The sequence below is a fragment of the Plantibacter sp. CFBP 8775 genome, assembly GCF_014839505.1.
Taxonomy (GTDB): Bacteria; Actinomycetota; Actinomycetes; order Actinomycetales; family Microbacteriaceae; genus Plantibacter; species Plantibacter auratus.
Map to the genome: position 1 here is coordinate 1,921,684 of NZ_JACYNV010000001.1, position 21,226 is coordinate 1,942,909.

Below are 21,226 nucleotides of genomic sequence, written 5' to 3' on the forward strand. Positions count from 1 at the left end.
CATGAAGCGGATCGCCGTCGTCCCCGGATCGTTCGACCCAGTCACCCTCGGTCACCTGGATGTCATCGAGCGGGCGGCGCGCATCTTCGACGAACTGCACGTGCTGGTCGTGCACAATCCCGACAAGTCCGCGCTACTGCCGATGCCGCAGCGGGTGTCCTTGCTCGAGCGCTCCATCGCCGACGGCGGGTTGCCCGACAACATCGTCGTCGCACAGTGGAACGTCGGCCTGCTCGTCGACTACTGCACGGACGTCGGCGCGAGCGTACTCGTGAAGGGCATCCGCTCGCAGGTCGACGTCGCGTACGAGACGCCCATGGCCATCATGAACCGCAGCCTCGCCGGCGTGGAGACGGTCTTCCTCCTGCCTGATCCGGCACACGCGCACGTCTCCAGTTCACTCGTCCGGCAGGTGGCCGCGCTCGGTGGCGATGTCAGCCCGTACGTCCCGCAGGTGGTGGCGACCTTCCTCCAGGAGGGCTAGGGCGTCCTCCCGGTCGGGTTCGGCGTAGAATCGTCGATCGTGACTAGGAAGAGAACGAACAATTCGCCGTTCAGCGTCAACGTGCGCGATCTGGTGAACCGTCCCGGGGAGATGCGCGAGCACGACCTCGAGGTGGTGCTCGCCGAGCGCTGGGGCGAGGGTCTGGTCGCCGTCCAGGAGGGCACGACGCTCTCCGAGCAGGTGCGTCTCGAATCCGTTCACGAGGGGATCCTCGTGACCGTCGACGTCGACGCACTGGCGACCGGCGAGTGCGGACGCTGCCTCCGCGACATCGAACTGCCTGTCGAAGTCGAGATTCAGGAACTTTTCGCGTATCCTAATTCGGAAGCGTCTGACTTCGAGGTTCACGACGACCACGTGGATCTTGAACCTCTGGTCAGAGATGCGGTAGTTCTCGCATTGCCGTTTCAGCCGGTGTGCCAGCCGGATTGCCCCGGACTCGACCCCGAGACCGGTGAGCGGCTGGCCGAACGTCCGGAACGACACCCTCACGACGTCGCAGATCCTCGCTGGTCTGCGCTCGCGGGCTTGTCCTCAGACTCCGTACTTGACACAGACGCCAGTAGCGCCCAGCGCGCCGCTGCAGACACAGAAGAGAGATAGATCATGGCTGGAAACCCCCCGAAGCGGAAGGTCTCGCGCTCGAACACCCGCTCGCGTCGCTCGCAGTGGAAGGCCGCCGTGCCGACGCTCGTGAAGACGGTGGAGAACGGCCGCGTCACGTACAGCCTGCCGCACCGCGCCAAGGTCGTCGAGGACTCGCAGGGCACCGCCCTGTACCTCGAGTACAAGGGCCGCAAGGTCGCAGACGTCTGATCCGCGCGTTGAACGTCCGCGTTCGAACAGCGTGAACACGAATCATTCCGACCACACCGGAATCGGCTCCGTATCGGAGACCGATCCCGGTGTGGTCGTTTTCGCACGGCAACTGGGTGTCGACGTCTCGTACGAGCTGCTCGACCTGGCGCTGACGCACCGCTCGTACGCGTACGAGCACGGTGGACTCCCGCACAACGAGCGCCTCGAGTTCCTCGGCGACTCGATCCTCGGGCAGGCCGTCACCGTCATGCTCTATCGCGACTTCCCGCACCTCGACGAAGGGCAGCTGGCGAAGCGACGTGCGAGCCTCGTCTCGACGATCGCGCTCGCTGAGGTCGCACGCTCGATCGGTCTGGGCGAGCGGATCAAGCTCGGCAAGGGCGAGGACCAGACCGGTGGCCGCGACAAGGCGTCCATCCTGGCCGACACGATGGAGGCGGTCATCGGCGCGACGTATCTGTCGGCCGGTCCCGACGCGGCGACGGCACTCGTCCTGCGGCTGGTGAACCCCCTGCTCGAGAACCCTGAGCGGTTCGGTGCGGCGATGGACCCGAAGACGAGCCTCCAGGAGGCCGCCGCGGCCATCGGTGCGCCGGCGCCCGTCTACGAGATCGCCAGCTCCGGCCCCGACCACAACCGACGGTTCGTCGCGACGGTCACCGTGGGCACCGCCGTCACGGCGACGGGCTCCGGCACGAGCAAGAAGCACGCCGAGATGGCCGCGGCCCTGGAAGCCTGGTCGAGGATCAGTGCCGGAACTCCCTGAGGTCGAGGTCGTCCGCGCCGGCTTGGAGCCCGCCGTCAGCGGGGCGACGATCGCCGGCGTCGAGGTCTTCGACGAACGCTCCCTGCGCCGCCACGCGAGTGGTGTCGCCGACTTCACCGCACGGCTGACGGGGCGGACCATCCGATCGGCCGTCCGACGCGGGAAGTTCCTCTGGTTCCCTCTCGACGACGATGAGGCGATCGTCGGTCACCTGGGCATGAGCGGGCAGATGCTGCTCCGGTCACCTGGCGATGACGCCGACCGACTCCTGCGCATCCGCTTGCAGTTGGAGCATCCCGAGCACGGCGAGCTCTGGCTGCACTTCGTGGACCAGCGGATCTTCGGCTCCATGGCAGTGACCGCGCTCGTCCCGACGACGGACGGAGCCGCAGGTGGGTTCGGCGACGAGGTCGCGATGGTGCCCGACCAGGTCGCTCACATCGCCCGCGACCCGATGGACCCGGCCTTCGACGACGCCGTCTTCCTCCGACGACTGCGCGAGAAACGCACCGGTGTGAAGCGGGCGCTCCTCGATCAGACCCTGGTCAGCGGGATCGGCAACATCTACGCGGACGAGTCGCTCTGGGCGGCGCGCATCCACCCCGAGCAGGAGACCGCCCGTCTCGGGCTCGGACGCGCCGGCCGGCTGCTCGAAGAGGTCCGCTCCGTGCTCGCCAAGGCCCTCGCCGAGGGCGGGACGAGCTTCGACGCCCAGTACGTGAACGTCAACGGTCAGGCGGGGTACTTCGCCCACAGCCTGAACGCCTACGGCCGGCAGGGCAAACCGTGCGCGCGCTGCGGCACGCTCATCGTCCGCGAGCAGTTCATGAACCGGGGCTCGCACCGCTGTCCCGTGTGCCAGCGCCGCACCTGACGATCAGTCGCTGCGGGGGAGTCGGCGCTGCCACTCTCCGGAGTAGCCGACGATGCGGAAACCGAGTCGGTCGTTGATCGCGAGCATGTGCGCGTTCTCGTCGGCGTTCCAGGTGTAGATCCGGGACCGATCGGGTGCCTGATCGGCGAGTGCGAGGAGGTTCGCCGCCTTCATCCAGAGTCCGAGGCCGTGTCCCCGGTGGTCGGCGAGCACGAGCGTGTCCCACTGCTCCGCGTGTTCCTTGCCCTCGCCGAGGACGAGCTCGCTGTACCCGGCGACCGTGCCGCTGTCGCGGTGGACGGCGGCGACGACGATCGCGTGGTCGCCAGACGCCGCCAGCTGGTCCTCGCGGGCGCGGACCCGCTCGGGCGTCCAGACCTCGGGGTCGAGCTCCAGATCGGCGGCCGGGATGTCCGTCGCCATGTGTTCGCGGGCCGTCGCGAGCGAGCCGAGCAGCTCGTCGGGGGTGCGATCCAACCAGTGCACGAGGCGGTACTCGTGCCCGGCTCGGGCGGTCGACGCAGCGACGATGTCCGGCAGCTCCCCGAGCGTCGTGGCGAGGTCGCAGCGGTTGGTCCGCTCGACCTGCGCGAGGGCGTATCCACGATCGAGCATGAACCGGCTGGCCGCGGCGTTCGCGGGGATCGCCTGTTCGCCGACGCTCGCACCGAGGAGCGGTTCGCCGGCCGGGATGTCGTCGACGGCGTGCTGGGTGAAGGCGGTCACCGTCGGGCGGCCGGCCGCGAGGGCCCGTCGCTCCAACTCCGACAGGAGCGCTGTGCCGATCCCACGACGACGCGCCTCGGGGAGGACACCGACGTCCAGGGAGGCCGTCACCGCGTCGGCCTCGGTGCCATACCCGAGCCAGCCGCGACCGACCACACGGCCGTCGAGGACGGCGGCGAGCAGGACGCGTCGCTGAAACCGCTGGTCGCGGTACTCGGGAAGGGTCATGGCGGAGGTCAGGGCGAAGTCGTCGGTGGACCAGATCTCCGCTTCGAGCGTGTTCGCGACCTCCTGGACCGCTTCGAACACGGCTGAGCTCCCGGACGCCGGGATCTCCACCTCGTCGATCGTGACGCGCATCGTCGCCTCCCTCCCACACCAGACCGTCCTGGGTGATGCGGTCCATGGTACGACCGCCCCGGCGGGCCGGCACAGCGTGGTGTCCCTCGTCCGTCCGCGGATTCGCTACCGTAGTGCACAGCATCCGCGACGCGGGAGAGGAGGTGCGCGTGTACCTGAAGAGCCTGACGCTCAAAGGGTTCAAGTCCTTCGCGCACCCCACCACCTTCGCGTTCGAGCAGGGCGTCACCTGCGTCGTGGGTCCCAACGGCTCCGGCAAGTCGAACGTCGTCGACGCGCTCGCCTGGGTGATGGGCGAGCAGGGGGCGAAGACCCTCCGCGGCGGCAAGATGGAGGACGTCATCTTCGCCGGCACGTCGACCAGGGGACCGCTCGGTCGAGCCGAGGTCACGCTCACCATCGACAACAGCGACGGCGCACTGCCCATCGAGTACACCGAGGTGACGATCAGCCGCACCCTGTTCCGCAACGGCGGGAGCGAGTACGCCATCAACGGCGACACGTGCCGGTTGCTCGACGTCCAGGAGCTCCTGAGCGACTCCGGTCTGGGCCGCGAGATGCACGTCATCGTCGGACAGGGGCAGCTCGACGCGGTGCTGCGGGCGACGCCCGAGGAGCGACGCGGCTTCATCGAGGAGGCGGCCGGCATCCTGAAGCACCGCCGACGCAAGGAGAAGACGCTCCGGAAGCTCGAGGCGATGCAGACCAACCTCACGCGGTTGAGCGACCTCGCCGGCGAGATCCGCCGGCAGCTGAAGCCGCTCGGTCGTCAGGCGGAGATCGCCCGGGAGGCGCAGACGATCGCCGCGGTCGTCCGCGACGCCCGCGCTCGGATCCTCGCGGACGACGTCGTGGGCCTCCGGCGTTCCCTCGACGAGCACAACCGCTCGGAGAGTGAGCGCCACAGCGAGCGCCTCGTCCTCCAGGAGCAGCTGGAACAGGCGGAACTGCGGATCAACCGGATCGAGCAGGCACAACTCGGCGACGCGGTCGACGACGCCCGCCGGATCACCTTCGAGCTCGAGAGCGTGCAGGAGCGCCTCCGGAACCTGTACACGCTCGCCAATCAGCGGCTCGCACTCCTCGGCTCTTCGACGGACGCGACGGCCGCCGAACCCCGGATCACGAAGCAGATGGTCGCCGACGCGACCGCGGAGATCGACGGACTGCGGGTGGCGGTCGCCGACGCGGAGCGCGCGTTGCAGGAGGCGCAGGCGGACACCCGCGCGAAGCGCGCCGCACTCGACGCGGTGGACGTCGAGATCGCAGCGCAGAGCGCGCTCGTGTCACGACACGACCTGGAGCTCTCCAAGCTCGCGGGTGCCGTCGACGCCGCCGGGTCCAAACTCGCCGCGGTCCGTGGCGAGGCGTTGCGCCAGCAGAACGCGATCGACGCCGCTGCCCTCCGTCTGGACGCCGCGCGGCTGGAGTATGAAGCGCTCGAGGACGACCCGACCCTGGCGGACGCCGCCGACTCCGGACTCGACGACGCCTACGAGGCGGCCCAGCGCGGCGCAGCGGAGGCCGAAGGGGAGATCGAGGGCCTGCGCGAGCAGCTCCACACCCTCGAACGTGAACGCGATTCGCTCGGCGCCAAGACCAGTGCACTCTCGCGCGCCCTCGACCTCAAGACCGGCTCGGCCGAGCTCGCTGCGAGCGGTCTCGACGGGATCGACGGGATCGTCGCGGACCGGGTGCAGGTCCGACCCGGCCACGAGTCGGCTGTGGCCGCAGCGCTCGGCACGCTCGCGGAGGCCGCCGTCGCCGTCGACCGGCACGCTGCCCGTCGGGCGCTCGATCACGCGGCCGACCAGGAGCTCGGCCGGGTCGAGATCGTCATCGCCGACGGTGCGCGAGACGTCCCGGACGTGCCCGCCGGGTTCACCTCGGCTGCCGAGCTGGTGGATGCCCCTCCGGGCGTGCTGGGGATCCTCGCCTCGGTCCTCGTCGTCGACTCGCTCGACGACGCGATCGCGGCGTACGACCGACTCGGCTCGTCGCTCAGCGCGTTCACCCTCGTGACCCGCGACGGCGCAGTGGTAACGGACAGCATCGTCCGCGGGGGGAGCGGCGGAGCGCAGAGTCGCATCGAGCTGCTGGCCGAGCGCGATGCTGCCGCCGATCGACACGGTGAGGTCGAGTCGCTCATCGAACGGGCGCGCTTCGCCCTGGCCGAGCAGCGCACGATCCTGCAGGAGGCGAAGCAGACCGCGCAGGCGGCGCTCAGCGCCCTCCGCGAGTTCGACGCCAACCGTGCCTCACAGGCCGAGCGCGTGAACCGGGTCACGGTCCGGTACGAATCCGCGCAGGCCGAACACGACCGCCTCCTCGCAGCTGCCGGGACGGCGGAGGCGGCCGTCGCCGACGCCGCTGCCGCCGTGGAGCGGGCCAAGCTGGACCACGACACCGCTCGCGCGCGTCCACGACCGCTCCTCGACGTGTCGGCACGCGACGGGCTCTCCGCCGAATTGGACGCGGCGCGCGAGGCCGAAGTGCAGCACCGCCTCCTCCTCGAGACCGCGCGCGAACGCGTGCGGGCGGAGGAGCTCGCGGTCGCGAACCTCGAGCGGCAGCGGCAGGCCGACCAGGCGGCAGCTGAGGAAGCGGCTCGGCGTGCCGTCATCCGTGCGCGCCAGGCCGCGGCCGCCACCGCCGTGACGGAGGCGCTCCCGCCCGTCCTCGACTCGGTCGACCGGTCGGTCACCGAGGCCCGCGTCGCGCTCGCGGCAGCCGAGGCGACGCGGTCCAGCCGGAACGCCGAGCTCGTGCGACTGCGCGGCGAGGAGCACACGCTCCGGCAGCGGCTGCAGGTCGTCACCGAGAGCGTCCACGGCCTCGAACTCCAGATCTACGAGAAGAAGCTCCACTTGTCCGGTCTGCTCGAGCGCGCCGGGTCGGAGCTGGGACTCGTCGAGGACGTTCTCGTCGCCGAGTACGGGCCCGAGGTTCCGGTGCCCGTCGACCCTCCGACACCCCGCGCGACCGCCCGCTCGGCTGTGCGAACGGCCGACGACACCGGTCCGGAGGTCTCGCCCGAGACGACGACGCCCGACTCGGACGAGGCGCCCGAGGCACTTGCCGACGGACCCGCGACGCCGGACGCCGAGCCGGAGGAGGAACCCACCGAGGAGTCGGACGACGTGCCGACGACGCCCTACGTCCGCGCCGAGCAGCAGAAGCGTCTGGCAGCAGCGGAGCGCACTTACGCCCAACTCGGACGGGTCAACCCGCTCGCGCTCGAGGAGTTCGCGGCACTCGAACAGCGCCACCGCTTCCTCACCGAACAGCTCGCCGACCTCACCAGCACCCGCGCCGACCTGCTGTCGATCATCGAGGACATCGACGGGAAGATGGAGGTCGTCTTCGCCTCGGCGTTCGCCGACACCGAAGCCGCCTTCACCGAGGTGTTCCCGATCCTGTTCCCCGGCGGCACGGGCAGCATCTCGCTCACCGACCCCGAGCACATGCTCACCACGGGCATCGAGGTGTCGGTCAAGCCCGCCGGCAAGAAGATCGAGCGCCTGTCGCTCCTGTCGGGCGGGGAGCGCTCGCTCGCCGCGGTCGCCCTCCTCATCGCCATCTTCAAAGCCCGACCGAGCCCGTTCTACATCATGGACGAGGTGGAGGCGGCCCTCGACGACGCGAACCTCGGGCGGCTCCTCACCATCTTCGAGGACCTCCGTCAGACGAGTCAGCTCATCGTCATCACGCACCAGAAGCGCACCATGGAGATCGCCGACGCCCTCTACGGCGTCTCGATGCGCCAGGACGGGGTGTCGGCCGTCGTCGGTCAGCGCGTGGTTGCGGAACGCGCGAGCTGATCCGGTCTCGTCCCCTCGCGACGGGACCGCGTCGCCGACGGCTACGCTGAGACCATGGCTGCACGCACACCCTGGTCACTCTCCGGTGCCCTCAAAGGCATGTTCCAACGTCCGACGATCGACGAGACCACCTGGGAGGACCTCGAGGACGCGCTCATCGGCGCCGACTTCGGTCCCGACGTCACCGAGTCGATCGTCACGGGCCTGCACGCCTCCGTCGACCGCTACCGGACCACCGACCCGCGCGACCTCCAGCGCATGCTGCGCGAGGAGGTCGAGGAGCGGCTGTCGAAGTTCGACACGACGCTGAAGCTCAGCGAGCGTCCGGCGGTCGTCCTCGTCGTCGGCGTCAACGGGGTCGGCAAGACGACCACCATCGGCAAGTTCGCGAAGTTCCTCCGCAACTACGACCGCACCGTCGTCGTGGGGGCAGCGGACACCTTCCGCGCCGCTGCCGTGGAGCAGCTGGCGACCTGGGCCGAGCGTGCGGGCGCACAGATCGTCCGCCCCCAGCAGCAGGGGCAGGACCCGGCGTCCGTCGCTTTCCAGACGATCGAGTACGCCAAGCAGACCGGCACCGAGATCGTCATCATCGACACCGCCGGTCGGCTGCAGACGAAGGGCGGGCTCATGGACGAGCTGTCCAAGATCCGTCGCGTCGTCGAGAAGCAGGCGCCCATCGCCGAGGTCCTCCTCGTGCTCGACGCGACGACCGGTCAGAACGGTCTGTCGCAGGCGCAGGCGTTCATCGAGCACGCCGGGGTGACCGGACTCGTCCTGACGAAGCTCGACGGCTCCGCGAAGGGCGGGTTCGTCCTCGCCGTGCAGGAGAAGACCGGCATCCCGATCAAGCTCGTCGGCCAGGGTGAGGGCATCGGCGACCTCACCGGCTTCACGCCGCACGTCTTCGCACAGAATCTGGTGGGCAGCTGATGGCGATCGAACACGACTACTTCGGCATCATCGCGACCGAGCCTGGTGGTGGCGTCTACTGGTCCGACAACATCGACGTCGGGGAGCAGTCCGTCTCCATCTCGTTGAGCGCCCCCGACGAGGACGACATCCCGGCCGATGCTCTCGACCTGGCGGCCGCGATGATCCTCGCCCTGGAGGGCTTCGACCTGCGCTCGCGTGAGGCGATGCTGAGCGAGGTCGACGACCGCACCTCCGAGGTGACCGAGTACATCATCCAAGCCGTCGAGGAGCTGGGGGAGTCCCTGCCGGACGTCCTGGTCGACGAGTCCGGAGACCGCGACGTCGACGTCATCCGGTCGATGACGCTGCTGAGCGTCGGGTTCGCGCCGCATCAGCACAACGGCGACGAGGCGTTCGCGATCTTCGAGTACTCGCTCGACGCGGACCAGCTCGACGGCGTGCTCATGGTCGCGTACACCTCCGACGGCGAGGTCACCGGGGTCACGAGCGAGGACTGAGCCCGGCAGGTCGAGGCGTCGGCCTCAGACTGCCTGGGCGAAACCGAGTGAGGCGTCTGCGAGGTGCTGCAGTCCCTCGGGGACCTCGCGGCCCTTTGCCGTCATCGACTGCGCCCAGAGGCGTCCGGCACGGTAGGACGATCTGACGAGCGGTCCCGCGAGCACACCGAGGAACCCGATCTCCTCGGCCTCCTCCTTGATCTCCAGGAACTCCTGCGGCTTGACCCAGCGGTCCACGGGGAGGTGTCGAGGCGTCGGCCGGAGGTACTGGGTGACGGTGATGATGTCCGTGCCGGCCTCGTGCAGATCCTCGAGCGCCTGACTGATCTCGCTCCGGTCCTCGCCCATCCCGAGGATGAGGTTGGACTTCGTGATGAGGCCGGCGGCACGCGCCTGGGTCAGGACGTCGAGGGAGCGCTCGTAACGGAAGGCGGGCCTGATCCGCTTGAAGATGCGCGGGACCGTCTCGACGTTGTGTGCGAAGACCTCCGGCCGGGAGGCGAACACCTCGCCGAGGAGGTCGGGGTTGCCGGAGAAGTCCGTCGCGAGGATCTCGACGCCCGTCCCCGGGTTCGTCTCGTGGATGCGCCGGACGGTCTCGGCGTGCAGCCACGCCCCCTCGTCGGGGAGGTCGTCGCGCGCCACACCGGTGACGGTCGCGTAGCGCAGGCGCATCCGCTGCACCGAGTCGGCCACCCGCCGTGGCTCGTCGCGGTCGTAGTCGGCCGGCTTGCCGGTGTCGATCTGGCAGAAGTCGCAGCGCCTCGTGCACTGCGACCCGCCGATGAGGAAGGTCGCCTCGCGGTCCTCCCAGCACTCGAAGATGTTCGGGCAGCCGGCTTCCTGGCAGACCGTGTGGAGGCCCTCCTCCTGCACGAGCGCCTGGAGCTGTCGGTACTCGGGTCCCATCGTCGCGCGGGTCTTGATCCAGTCGGGCTTCCGCTCGATGGGGGTCTGGGCGTTCCGGACCTCGAGTCGCAGGAGCTTCCGTCCGCCGGTGTCCGCCGCGGGAGCGGGTGCCGGTGCGCCGCAGCCGCTCACGCGGCCGCTCCGATCGTGGTCACGGACGCGGCCGTCCAGCCGGGCCGGAGTGCTTCGAAGATCTCGGAGACGCGCCCCGCGACGTCGCTGGGCGTGACCCGTCGACCGAGCTCGGCGCTGATCGTGGTGACCCCGGCATCGGCGATGCCGCACGCGACGATGTGGCCGAAGGGCTCGAGGGAGTTGTCGCAGTTGAGCGCGAAGCCGTGCAGCGTGACCCCCGCTTGCACCCGGACACCGACGGCGCCGATCTTCGCGGCAGGTCCGCCGGCGACGGGGTCGACCCAGACACCCGACCGTCCGTCGATGCGGCGGCCGATGACGCCGAGCTCGGTGATCGTCTGCAGCATGACCTCCTCGAGCAGGCGGACGTGGGCGACGACGTCGACCGGCTCCGGGAGGCGGACGATCGGGTAGCCGGTGAGCTGTCCGGGTCCGTGCCAGGTGATGCGGCCACCGCGGTCGACCTCGACGACCGGTGTGCCGTCGTCGGGACGTTCGTGCGGCCGGGTCAGCTTGCCCGCCGTGTACACGGGCTCGTGTTCGCACAGGATGAGGTGCTCGGGCCTCTCACCGCTGACGACCGCCTCATGGACTCGACGCTGCAGCGCCCAACCCTCGCGGTACGGGACGAACGCGGGCGCGAGCCCGGCGATGAGGAGCTGTGTCATGGCCGCCACGATAGCATTGTTGGACGGCGTCCAAATACTCATCTTCGGACCATGGCGACGTTCGACCGGCTCGCGCCGCGGTCTGCCCTAAACTGGAGGGATCATGGCAACGTTCGGCACACTCTCTGACCGCCTCGCGGATACGTTCAAGAACCTCCGCACCAAGGGCAAGCTCTCCGCGGCCGATGTCGACGGCACCGTCCGCGAGATCCGTCGCGCCCTCCTCGACGCGGACGTCGCACTCGACGTCGTCAAGGACTTCACGGGTCGCGTACGCGAGCGCGCCCTCGGCGACGAGGTGAGCAAGGCCCTCAACCCGGCGCAGCAGGTCGTCCAGATCGTCAACGACGAGCTCGTCACGATCCTCGGCGGACAGCAGCGCCGTCTCGAGTTCGCGAAGAAGCCGCCGACCGTCATCATGCTCGCCGGCCTCCAGGGTGCCGGAAAGACGACACTCGCGGGCAAGCTCGCCAAGTGGCTCAAGAAGGACGGTCACACGCCGCTCCTCGTCGCGTCCGACCTCCAGCGCCCCAACGCCGTCAACCAGCTCCAGGTCGTCGGAGAGCAGGCGGGCGTCCCCGTCTACGCTCCCGAGCCCGGCAACGGGGTCGGCGACCCGGTCAAGGTCGCCCGCGACGGCGTGCGGTTCGCCGAGCAGAAGCTTTACGACACCGTCATCGTCGACACCGCCGGACGACTCGGCGTCGACGCCGAGCTCATGAAGCAGGCGTCGAACATCCGCAAGGCGGTCGATCCCGACGAGGTCCTCTTCGTCATCGACGCGATGATCGGTCAGGACGCGGTCGCGACGGCCAAGGCCTTCCTCGACGGCGTCGACTTCACCGGCGTGGTGCTCTCGAAGCTCGACGGCGACGCCCGCGGTGGTGCGGCACTCTCCATCGCCTCCGTCACCGGACGCCCCATCATGTTCGCGTCGACTGGTGAGGGTCTCGACGACTTCGAGCCGTTCCACCCCGACCGCATGGCGAGCCGGATCCTCGACCTCGGTGACATCCTCACCCTCATCGAGCAGGCGCAGCAGAACTTCGACGAGGAGGAGGCGCGCAAGGTCGCGGAGAAGTTCGCGACCGACTCCTTCACGCTCGACGACTTCCTCAAGCAGATGCAGCAGCTGCGCGGCATGGGCTCCATCAAGAAGATGATGGGCATGCTCCCCGGCATGGGGCAGATGAAGGAGCAGCTCCAGAACTTCGACGAACGCGAGATCGTCCGCACCGAGGCCATCATCCAGTCGATGACCACGGCCGAGCGCACGAACCCGAAGATCCTCAACGGATCCCGTCGCCTGCGTATCGCCAAGGGTTCCGGCATGACCGTCACCGAGGTCAACGCCCTCGTCAACCGCTTCGAGCAGGCGGCCAAGATGATGAAGACCGTCGCCAAGGGTGGCGTGCCGAATATCCCCGGGATGGGCCCGGTCCCCGGTGCACGGACGAACCGACCGAAGCCGCAGGCCAAGAAGAAGGGCTCCCGCTCAGGCAACCCGGCCAAGCGCGCGGCGGAGAACGCCGGCGCCGTCGAGACGGAGGCTGCCGCCACTGGCGCTGGATTCGGCCTCGGCGGCGGTTCGTCGTCGGGATCAGCGGCCCCGACCGAGGCGGAGCTCGCCGAGCTGCAGAAGTTCCTGGGTCGCTGAGTCGAGCGGAGGCGGTATGCGCGCGCTGAGGGCGGCGGCCTCGGTCGTCGCAGTCGTGCTGGCCGCGGGCATGCTCGCCGGGTGCTCCGCTCCGTCTCCGGGCGAACGCGTCCTGGGCACCTGGGGTGAGGGGACCGGCGCCGCCGACCCGCACCTGGTGTTCACCGACGACGGTCGCGTGAGTGGTTCGGACGGCTGCAACAGCCTTTCCGGCTCCTGGCGCGCCAAGGACGACGCGGTCGTCGTCTCCGACGTCGCGAGCACCCTGATGGCGTGCCCGGGCGTCGACACCTGGCTGCGGGGGATCGCACAGGCGACGCTCTCGGACGACGGCGGCCGCCTGACCGTGACCGACGACGCCGGCACGCGGATCGGGAGGCTCGACCGCGCGGAGTGACACCGCCTCGTCAGGCGGAGGGTTGGACCCCGTGTCGCAGCTCCTTCGCGAGCGAGCTCACGACCGCCTGCAGGCTGCCGCCGTTCGCCTGGGCGACGGCGAGCTGCCGCTGGTAGCTCGCGCCGTGCTCGATGATCTTGGCGATGCTCGCCAGTTCGTCCGCACAGCCGAGCCGACGGGCGACCGGCGCGAGGGTGTCGAGCAGGTCGTGCAGGTCGTCGGTCACGAGGCGCTCGTGGCCCGAGGAGTCGAGGATGATCTCGGCGTCCAGGCCGTACCGGGCTGCGCGCCACTTGTTCTCGCGGACGTACCACGGCTGCAGGGTCTGCAGGCGCTCTCCGGCGTCGAGACGGTCGGACAGGTGCTCGGTGAGGCAGTGGATGAGCGAGGCGAGGGCCCCGAACTCGGCGACGGTCGACGCTCCGTCGCACGCACGCATCTCCACCGTGCCCCACTGCGGCGACGGTCGCACGTCCCAGCGGACCTCGGTGTGGTCCTCGATGATGCCGGTCACCGTCATGTCGTCGACGTAGGCCTCGAACTGCTCCCAGTCGGAGAGCTGGTAGGGGAGGCCCGCCGTCGGGAGCTGCTGGAACATGAGCGCGCGGTTCGACGCGTACCCGGTGTCGACCCCGCCCCAGTAGGGGCTGGATGCCGATAGCGCCTGGAGGTGGGGCAGATAGGTCAGCAGCCCGTTCATGATCGGGAGGACCTTGTCGACCGTCTCGACGCCGACGTGCGCGTGCACGCCCCAGATCATCATGTTGCGACCCCACCACTGGGTGCGGTCGATGAGCTTGTGGTAGCGGGGCTTGTCGGTGACCTGCTGGTCGTACCACTGGCCGAACGGGTGCGAACCGCTGCAGATGAGTTCGACGCCCATCGGATCCGTGATCGCCCGCACCTCGGCCAGCTGGCCTTCGAGGTCCGCGATCGCCTCGGGGACCGTGTGGTGCACGCCCGAGACGAGTTCGACGGTGTTGAGCAGCAGCTCGTTGGTGATCTGCGGATGATCGGAACCGTCGCTCGGGCGGAGTTCCGACAGGACGGTGTCCGCTACGCCGACGAGATCGCCGGTGTCGCGGTCGACCAGGGCGACCTCCCATTCGAGGCCGACGGTCGAACGCTCGGATCTGGCGAACTCGATGGGCATTGGCGTCGACCTCCCGCAGGGCGCGGCCGGATGCCGCGCGCCAGCCCATCTTCACACGGGGTGGAGGGGTCATCCGGTATCGGTGTCCTCGGATTACCCAGATCGCCCGATGTCTGGCAGAATAGAGAGTTGAGTCTGCGCGGAGTTCGACCCTCTATCCGACGCCCGCAGCAACCACAGTTTTCGCGTCGAGCGTGTGGCCCCACCTTTCGGCAGCGAGCACATCAAACATCACATCATTCAGGAGAATCGTGGCTGTCAAAATCCGTCTCAAGCGTCTCGGCAAGATCCGTGCGCCGTACTACCGCATCGTCGTCGCAGACTCGCGCACGAAGCGCGACGGTCGTGTCATCGAGGAGATCGGCAAGTACCACCCCACCGAGGAGCCCTCGTTCATCGAGGTCGACTCCGAGCGTGCGCAGTACTGGCTCAGCGTCGGCGCCCAGCCGACCGAGCAGGTCGCAGCACTCCTCAAGCTCACCGGTGACTGGGGCAAGTTCAAGGGCGACAAGGACGCCGTGAGCACCGTCCGCGTCAAGGAGCCGAAGGCCGCCTTCGTCGCCGACGAGAAGAAGAAGCCCGTCCTCAAGCCGAAGGCTGAGGCCCCCGCGGCCAAGGCTGCTCCGGCCGAGGCCGAGGCGCCCGCTGCCGACGCCGCTGAAGCAGAGCAGGCGTAGTCTTGCTCGCTCCCGCGCTCGAACATCTCGTCAAGGGGATCGTCGATCACCCGGATGACGTTCGCGTCACGGCACAGAACTCCGCCCGTGGCGAGGTCCTCGAGGTTCGTGTGAACCCCGAGGACCTCGGCCGGGTCATCGGTCGTGCCGGCCGGACGGCCAAAGCCCTGCGCACCCTCGTGGCAGCGCTGGCAGACGGTCGGCGGGTCCGAGTCGACGTGGTCGACACGGACGCCTCCGGCGCCAGCGCGTAGGTGGCGGACGAGACGGAGCCGAAGACCCAGTTGCGGGTCGGTCGGCTCACGAAAGCCCATGGCCTGAAGGGCGCACTGAAGGTCGAGCTCTACACGGATGAGCCGGAGCACCGGTTCACCCCGGGCGCGACGTTCACGCTCCAGGTCCCCGCAGGATCGAAGTGGCGCGGCAAGACGCTCGAGCTCATCGAACTGCGCTGGTACAACAGCCAGCCGGTCGCCTTCTTCATCGGCATCTCCGATCGCAGTGAGGCGGAGACCCTGGTGAAGGCGATCCTCTGGGTCGAGCAGGACTCCACCGAGCTGCCGGTCGACGACGATGCCTGGTACGACCACCAGCTCGTCGGGTTGGCCGTGCACCGCGATGGCGTCGCCGTCGGTACCGTCGCCCGCGTCGACCACTTCCCGGCTCAGGACCTCCTGATCGTGAAGACCGGCGACGGCGAGGTCATGGTCCCGTTCGTGAAGGCGATCGTCCCCACGGTCGACATCGCTGCCAGGATCGTCACGGTCACGCCGCCCACCGGTTTGTTCGAGGAACTCCCGGAGGCCGACGAAGCCCCCGAGACGACGACGGCCGGCCCAGTCGAATCCGAGGCCTCCGACGAGGCTCAGGATGACACCGGAGCATCGCAGCCGGAGCAGTAGATCCCGTTCCGAGTCGGTTCTCCCGGCTCGGAACACCCACGACGGAGGCGTCGGTTGCGTGCAACCGGCGCCTCCGTCGTCGTCTCCGGCAGATCACGCCGGTACCGGCTCGCTCTGACGATCACCGTCCGCGACCCGCTCGAGGACCGCGGCGATCCGGCCGGTGCACCCACCGCAGCCGGTACCGGCGCGGGTTGCCTTGCCAATGCAGGCGACCGTGGTACTGCCCGATTGCGCGGCATCCATGATCCTGCCGACCGTCACGCCGTTGCACGTACAGACGGTCGTCGAGGGGGCGAACGCCTCGGCGGAGGCACCACCGATCGCGTCCGGCCCGTCGAGCCGGAGGAGGACCGAGCGATCCGCCGGCAGTTCACCGCCCCCGTCGTACAGGAGCGTCAGCTCGGCCGCAGTGCGCGGCATACCGACGCAGACGAAGGCGGTCAGGACCCCGGCGCGGGTGATCATCTTGACGTAGCGGCCGTGGTCGGGGTCCGCCCACACCGAGACGCTGCGCGGAGCGGCCGGATGCACGCTGCACGCGTCAGCGGTGGTCGGCTCGACGTCCCAGGGCTCGGCCTGGACGTCGCCGACCGCGACGACGTCGACCCGCTCGGCCTTGAGTGCGACGGTGCTCGGCCGCTCGACCGGTGGCGGACCCAGCTCGAGCGGTGGTCCGCCGGCCGCGGCCTCGAGCAGGAAACGAGCGGCGAGCCACTCGGCCTGCCGCCATCCTGGGCCGATGAGCCCCGACGGGCCGCCGGGGACGATGCGCTCGCGGCGCAGGTCCGGTGTCGGCGCCAGCACGTGCGCGCAGTCGCCGATGGCGAAGATCCGTTCGTCCGACCAGCTGCTGAGGTCTTCACCGACGAGCACGCCGGAGCCGACACGGACCCCGGCGAGGATCGCCAGATCGGAGCGTGCGCTCACCCCGCACGACAGGACGAGCAGATCGCCGGTGATCCGTTTCCCGTCAGCGGTGATCAGCGCGTCGAAGTGCCTCCCGCCCGCGGGGTCGTCCCGATGACCGACCGCCTCGGCGCGGCTGTGCGCGATGACCTCCACTCCTGCTGCCCGCAGCGCCGCGGCGAGCACGGAGCCGCCGCCGCGGTCGAGGTTCCGCGGCATCGGGGTGGGGCCGTGGTGGACGACGACCACGTCGGCGCCGGCGCGCGCGGCGGAGAGCGCGAGCTCCAGTCCCAGGACGCCGGCACCCAGGACGACGATCCGGCCGCCCGATCGGACGACCTCGGCGACGGCGTCGGCGTCCGCGAGGTCACGCAGGGTGCAGACGCCGCGGGGGAGGTCGTGGTCGGACAGCAGCAACGACCGTCCGTACTTCTCGAGCGCCGGGAGGTCCCGCTTCCGTCGATCGACGCCGTCGAGTGTCGGAACGTTCGCGCGCGCACCCGTCGCCAGGACGAGGCGGTCGTAGGGGAGCGTCTCCCCGGTGTCGAGTTCGACGGTCCACGTCTCTCGATCGATCTGCATCGCGGTCGTGCCGCGCAGGACACGGACACCGTCCCGGGCGAGGTCCTCGGCACTGACGAGCGTCATGTCGGCGAGTCCGGTCGAGCCGACCGCGTGATCGGCGACCAGCACCCGGTTGTACGCGTCGACCGGCTCCTGCCCGACCACGGTCACCTGGAGCGAGCCGTCCCGCACGCCGGGCGCGACCTCCTCGGCGAATCGCGCACCGACCGGGCCGAATCCGACCACGACGATGCGGAGTGGCCGACCTGGTCGCGGACTCATCGGAGGGCTCCGGTCCCTGTGGCTTCCGGCAGCGGTGCGTCAGCGGCCGGGCGCAGCCGCACCACCGCGCGCTTGAAGTCCGGCATCCCGGAGATCGGATCGACCGCGTCCTGCGTCAGGAGGTTCGCCGACGCGTCGCCCGGGTAATGGAACGGCAGGAAGACGGTGTCGTGACGGATGTCGCCGTCGACACGGGCTCGGACCGTCAGCGTGCCCCGGTGGTTCGAGACCTCGACCAGTCCGCCCTCGACGATCCCGAGTCGTGCCGCCGTCGCGGGGTGGACCTGGACGAAGACCTCGGGACGGGCGTCGTCGAGCTCGGGGACGCGGCGGGTCTGGGTGCCCGACTGGTAGTGCTCGAGGAGGCGTCCGGTCGTCAGGGTGAGTTCCTCCCCGGTCTCCGGTGACTCCGAGACCTTCGCGGGGCGGACCGGGACGATGCGGGCGAGACCGTCGTCGTGTGCGAACCGTTCCGTGAACAGCCGGGGCGTGCCGCCGCTGCCGACGGGGAACGGCCAGTGCGCGGCGAGCCCGGTGTCGAGCAGGGCGTGGCTCAGTCCCGAGTAGTCGGCGAGGCCTCCGGCGGATGCGGCCGCCAACTCGTCGAACACGATCGACGGGTCCAGCTCGAATCGGCCCGGAGCATCGAGACGACGGGCGAGTTCGTGCATGATCCAGAGCTCGCTGCGGACGCCGACCGGGGCATCGAGCGCCCGCCGGCGGCGGATCACACGCCCCTCCAGCGAGGTCATGGTGCCATCCTCCTCCGCCCACTGCGTCGTCGGGAGGACGACGTCCGCGAGCGCGGCGGTCTCCGACAGGAAGAAGTCGCAGACGACGAGCAGCTCGAGGCGGCGGAGTCCGTCCCGGACCGTCTGCACGTTCGGAGCGGATACGACGACGTTCGAGCCGTGGACCAGGAGCGCGTGCACACCGTCCGGTTCACCGAGTCGGTTCAGGAGGGCGACGGCCGGCAGCCCGGGACCGGGGATCGATTCGACTGGCACACCCCACACCTCGGCGACGTGACGGCGGGCTTCCGGATCGGTGATCTTGCGGTACCCGGGCAGTTGGTCGCATTTCTGACCGTGTTCGCGGCCGCCCTGGCCGTTGCCCTGGCCGGTGAGCGTGCCGTAGCCCGATCCCGTCCGACCCGGTAGTCCGAGCACGAGTGCGAGGTTGATGGCGGCGGTGGCCGTGTCGGTGCCGTCGACATGCTGCTCGACGCCGCGACCGGTGAGGATGTAGGTGCCGTCCGAGGCTGCGAGCCGACGAGCCACGTCGCGGAGGACCGCCGCCGGCACACCGGTCACGGATTGGACGCGTTCCGGCCACCACGCGCTCACGCTGCGGCGCAGGCCGTCCAGCCCGGTCGTGCGCTCGGCCAGGTAGGCCTCGTCGGCGAGCCCTTCGGCGAGGACGATGTGCGTGAGCCCCAGGAGCAGGACCAGATCGGTCCCGGGCGCGGGCTGCACGTGGAGTCCACGACCGGTCTCGGTGAGTCGCGCGGTGGCCGAGCGGCGCGGGTCGACCACGATGAGGCCACCGGCGGCCTGAGCACCGACGAGATGACTGATGAACGGGGGCATCGTCTCCGCGACGTTGGAGCCGAGGAGCAGGATGGTCGACGCGTCGTCGAGGTCCTCCAGTGGGAACGGCAACCCCCGGTCGATCCCGAACGCGCGGTTGCCCGCTGCCGCGGCGGACGACATGCAGAACCGACCGTTGTAGTCGATCCGGCTCGTCCCGATCGCGATCCTGGCGAACTTGCCCAGCTGGTAGGCCTTCTCGTTCGTGAGGCCACCGCCTCCGAAGACCCCGATGGCGTCCGCCCCGCGCTCGTCGCGGATCCGGAGGACGGTCGAGGCGACGAGGTCGAGCGCCGCATCCCAGCTCGTCTCGACCAGCGCACCGGTGGCGTCGCGCACCAAAGGGGTCGTGAGGCGATCGCCCCGCGCGAGGAGCTCGGCCGACGTCCACCCCTTCTTGCAGAGGCCGCCCCGGTTCGTCGGGAAGTCCCGCCCGGCGACGTCGACCGGGAGCCTCGGTGCGACCCCGTCCACCGCCGCGGTCCGGGTGAGGGACATCGCGCACTGCAACGCGCAGTACGGGCAGTGGGTGTCGGTCACCGGGGCGGTGGGACGAGGCATGCGTTGTCCTTCGATCAGGAGCGGGTGGAGCGACGACTCAGAGTCGCTGGCCGGCGAGTGACGCGTTCTTGCGGAAGTAGACGAGGAAGGTGACGGCGAACAGGACGACGTATGCACCGATGAAGCCGATGAACGCGGCCGAGTAGCTGCCGGTCGCGCCGTGCGAGAGCCCGAGGATCTGCGGGATCACGAAGCCGCCGTAAGCGCCGATCGCGGAGATGAGCCCGAGCGCGGCGGCGGCCTTGCGCTGCGTCCCGACGTCGCCGCTGCGGTGGTGCGCATCGCGCAGGCCGGATCGCGCCGCGAAGACGCTCGGGATCATGCGGTACGTCGAGCCGTTGCCGACACCGGCGGCGACGAACAGGAGCAGGAAGCAGCCGAGGAACAGCCAGAAGTTCGCCAGCGGCAGGGTCCACAGCACCGCGAGCGCCCCCAGGGCCATGACGGCGAACGCGCTCATCGTGACGACGGCCCCGCCGAAGCGGTCGGCGAGACGCCCACCGAAGGGTCGTGCCAGCGAGCCGATCAGGGCTCCGAGGAACGCGAGCGAGATCGATGCTGAACCGACGGCGAAGGAGGAGAAGTCGGGGAACTGATCAGCGATGAGCTTGGGGAACACACTCGCGAAGCCGATGAACGAGCCGAAGGTGCCGATGTACAGGAGCGCGAGGAGCCAGAGGTGCGGTTCCCGGAGCGCGGCGGCGGATCCGCGGAGGTCCGCCTTCGCTGACGACAGGTTGTCCATGTACCGGTAGGCGCCGAACATCGCGAGGAGGATGAAGGGGACCCAGATCCATCCGGCGAGGCTCAGGTTGAGGGTCGCGGCGGCTCCGACGGTGACGGCGATGGGGACGACGAACTGCGCGACCGCTGCCCCGAGGTTGCCGCCCGCCGCGTTCAGCCCGAGCGCCCAGCCCTTCTCCCGCTGCGGGTAGAAGTAGGTGATGTTCGACATGGAGCTGGCGAAGTTGCCGCCGCCGAAGCCGGCGAGTCCGGCGACGACGAGCATGACGCCGAACGGGGTGTCCGGATTGCCCACACACAGCGCGAGCGCGATGGACGGGATGAGGAGCAGCCCCGCCGAGATGATCGTCCAGTTCCGCCCGCCGAAGCGCGGGACCATGAACGAGTACGGGAACCTGAGGGTCGCACCGACGAGGCTCGGCATCGAGATGAGCCAGAAGGTCTCGGCCGTGGAGAACGAGAACCCGGCCGTCGGGAGCATGACGACGACGATGCTCCAGAGCTGCCAGACCACGAAGCCGAGGAACTCCGCGAAGATCGACCACCGGAGGTTCCGTCCGGCGATGCCGCGGCCCTCCCGGTCCCAGAACGCGCTGTCCTCGGGGTTCCACCCGTCGATCCAACGACCGGGACGGTGGGTCAGGGCGACCGGGGTGACGGTCGGTGTCGTCGTGGTCGGTGGGGCGTCGGCTGCTTCGAGGTTCGTGGTCATGGCTGCTCCGAGCGTTCGGTGAAGCGGGACGGGACGTGTGCTGTCTCCGAAGCTACAGACGAC

The 21,226-nt window shown here is 69.6% G+C and carries 20 protein-coding genes; 13 read left to right on the top strand and 7 right to left on the bottom strand.

Going from position 1 to position 21,226, the window contains the following annotated elements; all coding sequences use genetic code 11:
- The first annotated feature begins 1 nt into the window (after position 1).
- From coaD to mutM, 5 genes are all read left to right on the top strand, one after another.
- Positions 2–484 (top strand): pantetheine-phosphate adenylyltransferase, encoded by a 483-nt coding sequence (coaD, locus tag IFR14_RS09130; RefSeq protein WP_064296302.1) that lies wholly within the window; start codon positions 2–4, stop codon positions 482–484.
- A gap of 111 nt (positions 485–595) precedes the next feature.
- Positions 596–1,108 (top strand): YceD family protein, encoded by a 513-nt coding sequence (locus tag IFR14_RS09135; RefSeq protein WP_079706272.1) that lies wholly within the window; start codon positions 596–598, stop codon positions 1,106–1,108.
- Positions 1,109–1,111: 3 nt separating this feature from the next.
- A complete protein-coding gene (gene rpmF / locus IFR14_RS09140; RefSeq protein ID WP_056006932.1) occupies positions 1,112–1,321 on the top strand; it encodes a 50S ribosomal protein L32 in 210 nt (69 codons plus the stop codon).
- Positions 1,322–1,412: 91 nt separating this feature from the next.
- Positions 1,413–2,090, top strand: a complete 678-nt coding sequence (rnc, locus tag IFR14_RS09145; RefSeq protein ID WP_086473824.1) for a ribonuclease III — start codon at positions 1,413–1,415, stop codon at positions 2,088–2,090.
- A complete protein-coding gene (gene mutM / locus IFR14_RS09150; RefSeq protein WP_191940866.1) occupies positions 2,074–2,964 on the top strand; it encodes a bifunctional DNA-formamidopyrimidine glycosylase/DNA-(apurinic or apyrimidinic site) lyase in 891 nt (296 codons plus the stop codon). Before rnc ends, mutM begins: the two co-directional genes overlap by 17 nt.
- A 3-nt stretch (positions 2,965–2,967) precedes the next feature.
- Here the strand turns inward: mutM and IFR14_RS09155 are convergent, their stop codons facing one another.
- Positions 2,968–4,050, bottom strand: coding sequence for a GNAT family N-acetyltransferase (locus IFR14_RS09155; RefSeq protein WP_191940867.1), 1,083 nt, complete (start codon positions 4,048–4,050; stop codon positions 2,968–2,970).
- A gap of 149 nt (positions 4,051–4,199) precedes the next feature.
- On the opposite strand from IFR14_RS09155, the gene IFR14_RS09160 reads away from it, so the two are divergent.
- From IFR14_RS09160 to IFR14_RS09170, 3 genes are read left to right on the top strand one after another with little or no spacing between them, the layout of a single operon-like run.
- Positions 4,200–7,871, top strand: coding sequence for an AAA family ATPase (locus IFR14_RS09160; RefSeq protein WP_191940868.1), 3,672 nt, complete (start codon positions 4,200–4,202; stop codon positions 7,869–7,871).
- 54 nt (positions 7,872–7,925) lie between these two features.
- Complete coding sequence (gene ftsY / locus IFR14_RS09165; RefSeq protein WP_064296361.1) at positions 7,926–8,804, top strand: signal recognition particle-docking protein FtsY; 879 nt, start codon at positions 7,926–7,928, stop codon at positions 8,802–8,804.
- A complete protein-coding gene (locus tag IFR14_RS09170) occupies positions 8,804–9,304 on the top strand; it encodes a DUF2004 domain-containing protein (protein ID WP_079705645.1) in 501 nt (166 codons plus the stop codon). The genes ftsY and IFR14_RS09170 overlap by 1 nt, the downstream gene beginning before the upstream one ends.
- Positions 9,305–9,328: 24 nt before the next feature.
- On the opposite strand, the gene lipA is transcribed toward IFR14_RS09170, so the two are convergent.
- Complete coding sequence (lipA, locus tag IFR14_RS09175; protein ID WP_064296306.1) at positions 9,329–10,345, bottom strand: lipoyl synthase; 1,017 nt, start codon at positions 10,343–10,345, stop codon at positions 9,329–9,331.
- Positions 10,342–11,016, bottom strand: coding sequence for a lipoyl(octanoyl) transferase LipB (gene lipB, locus IFR14_RS09180; RefSeq protein ID WP_191940869.1), 675 nt, complete (start codon positions 11,014–11,016; stop codon positions 10,342–10,344). Before lipB ends, lipA begins: the two co-directional genes overlap by 4 nt.
- Before the next feature lie 103 nt (positions 11,017–11,119).
- Between lipB and ffh the strand changes: the two genes are divergently transcribed.
- Positions 11,120–12,673 (top strand): signal recognition particle protein, encoded by a 1,554-nt coding sequence (ffh, locus tag IFR14_RS09185; protein ID WP_191940870.1) that lies wholly within the window; start codon positions 11,120–11,122, stop codon positions 12,671–12,673.
- A gap of 16 nt (positions 12,674–12,689) precedes the next feature.
- Positions 12,690–13,070, top strand: a complete 381-nt coding sequence (locus IFR14_RS09190; RefSeq protein ID WP_191940871.1) for an META domain-containing protein — start codon at positions 12,690–12,692, stop codon at positions 13,068–13,070.
- Between the two features lie 10 nt (positions 13,071–13,080).
- Here the strand turns inward: IFR14_RS09190 and IFR14_RS09195 are convergent, their stop codons facing one another.
- Positions 13,081–14,223 (bottom strand): glutamate--cysteine ligase, encoded by a 1,143-nt coding sequence (locus IFR14_RS09195; RefSeq protein WP_191940872.1) that lies wholly within the window; start codon positions 14,221–14,223, stop codon positions 13,081–13,083.
- A gap of 251 nt (positions 14,224–14,474) precedes the next feature.
- On the opposite strand from IFR14_RS09195, the gene rpsP reads away from it, so the two are divergent.
- The 3 genes from rpsP to rimM are packed head-to-tail and all read left to right on the top strand — an operon-like array spanning position 14,475 to position 15,802.
- Positions 14,475–14,900 carry a 30S ribosomal protein S16 gene (gene rpsP, locus IFR14_RS09200; protein WP_064296311.1) on the top strand — a complete coding sequence of 142 codons (426 nt, stop codon included), beginning with the start codon at positions 14,475–14,477 and terminating at the stop codon, positions 14,898–14,900.
- A 2-nt stretch (positions 14,901–14,902) separates the two neighbouring features.
- Complete coding sequence (locus tag IFR14_RS09205; protein ID WP_064296312.1) at positions 14,903–15,154, top strand: RNA-binding protein; 252 nt, start codon at positions 14,903–14,905, stop codon at positions 15,152–15,154.
- The gene (gene rimM, locus IFR14_RS09210; protein ID WP_342365671.1) at positions 15,155–15,802 is read left to right on the top strand and encodes a ribosome maturation factor RimM; all 648 of its coding nucleotides are present in this window, start codon (positions 15,155–15,157) and stop codon (positions 15,800–15,802) included.
- A gap of 93 nt (positions 15,803–15,895) precedes the next feature.
- Here rimM and IFR14_RS09215 read toward each other — a convergent pair whose 3' ends face one another.
- From IFR14_RS09215 to IFR14_RS09225, 3 genes are read right to left on the bottom strand one after another with little or no spacing between them, the layout of a single operon-like run.
- On the bottom strand, positions 15,896–17,557 hold the full coding sequence (locus IFR14_RS09215) for an FAD-dependent oxidoreductase (RefSeq protein WP_191940873.1): 1,662 nt from the start codon (positions 17,555–17,557) through the stop codon (positions 15,896–15,898).
- On the bottom strand, positions 17,554–19,707 hold the full coding sequence (locus tag IFR14_RS09220) for a molybdopterin oxidoreductase family protein (RefSeq protein WP_191940874.1): 2,154 nt from the start codon (positions 19,705–19,707) through the stop codon (positions 17,554–17,556). The genes IFR14_RS09215 and IFR14_RS09220 overlap by 4 nt, the downstream gene beginning before the upstream one ends.
- Before the next feature lie 37 nt (positions 19,708–19,744).
- A complete protein-coding gene (locus IFR14_RS09225) occupies positions 19,745–21,163 on the bottom strand; it encodes an MFS transporter (protein ID WP_191940875.1) in 1,419 nt (472 codons plus the stop codon).
- Positions 21,164–21,226: the final 63 nt, after the last annotated feature.

What these genes read in the sequence shown, in the direction of transcription:
- coaD (WP_064296302.1), top strand. Translation starts at nt 2, where the DNA reads ATGAAGCGGATCGCCGTCGTCCCCGGATCGTTCGACCCAGTCACCCTC.
- IFR14_RS09135 (WP_079706272.1), top strand. Translation starts at nt 596, where the DNA reads ATGCGCGAGCACGACCTCGAGGTGGTGCTCGCCGAGCGCTGGGGCGAG.
- rpmF (WP_056006932.1), top strand. Translation starts at nt 1,112, where the DNA reads ATGGCTGGAAACCCCCCGAAGCGGAAGGTCTCGCGCTCGAACACCCGC.
- IFR14_RS09155 (WP_191940867.1), bottom strand. Translation starts at nt 4,050, where the DNA reads ATGCGCGTCACGATCGACGAGGTGGAGATCCCGGCGTCCGGGAGCTCA.
- ftsY (WP_064296361.1), top strand. Translation starts at nt 7,926, where the DNA reads ATGGCTGCACGCACACCCTGGTCACTCTCCGGTGCCCTCAAAGGCATG.
- IFR14_RS09170 (WP_079705645.1), top strand. Translation starts at nt 8,804, where the DNA reads ATGGCGATCGAACACGACTACTTCGGCATCATCGCGACCGAGCCTGGT.
- lipB (WP_191940869.1), bottom strand. Translation starts at nt 11,016, where the DNA reads ATGACACAGCTCCTCATCGCCGGGCTCGCGCCCGCGTTCGTCCCGTAC.
- ffh (WP_191940870.1), top strand. Translation starts at nt 11,120, where the DNA reads ATGGCAACGTTCGGCACACTCTCTGACCGCCTCGCGGATACGTTCAAG.
- IFR14_RS09190 (WP_191940871.1), top strand. Translation starts at nt 12,690, where the DNA reads ATGCGCGCGCTGAGGGCGGCGGCCTCGGTCGTCGCAGTCGTGCTGGCC.
- IFR14_RS09195 (WP_191940872.1), bottom strand. Translation starts at nt 14,223, where the DNA reads ATGCCCATCGAGTTCGCCAGATCCGAGCGTTCGACCGTCGGCCTCGAA.
- IFR14_RS09215 (WP_191940873.1), bottom strand. Translation starts at nt 17,557, where the DNA reads ATGAGTCCGCGACCAGGTCGGCCACTCCGCATCGTCGTGGTCGGATTC.
- IFR14_RS09220 (WP_191940874.1), bottom strand. Translation starts at nt 19,707, where the DNA reads ATGCCTCGTCCCACCGCCCCGGTGACCGACACCCACTGCCCGTACTGC.
- IFR14_RS09225 (WP_191940875.1), bottom strand. Translation starts at nt 21,163, where the DNA reads ATGACCACGAACCTCGAAGCAGCCGACGCCCCACCGACCACGACGACA.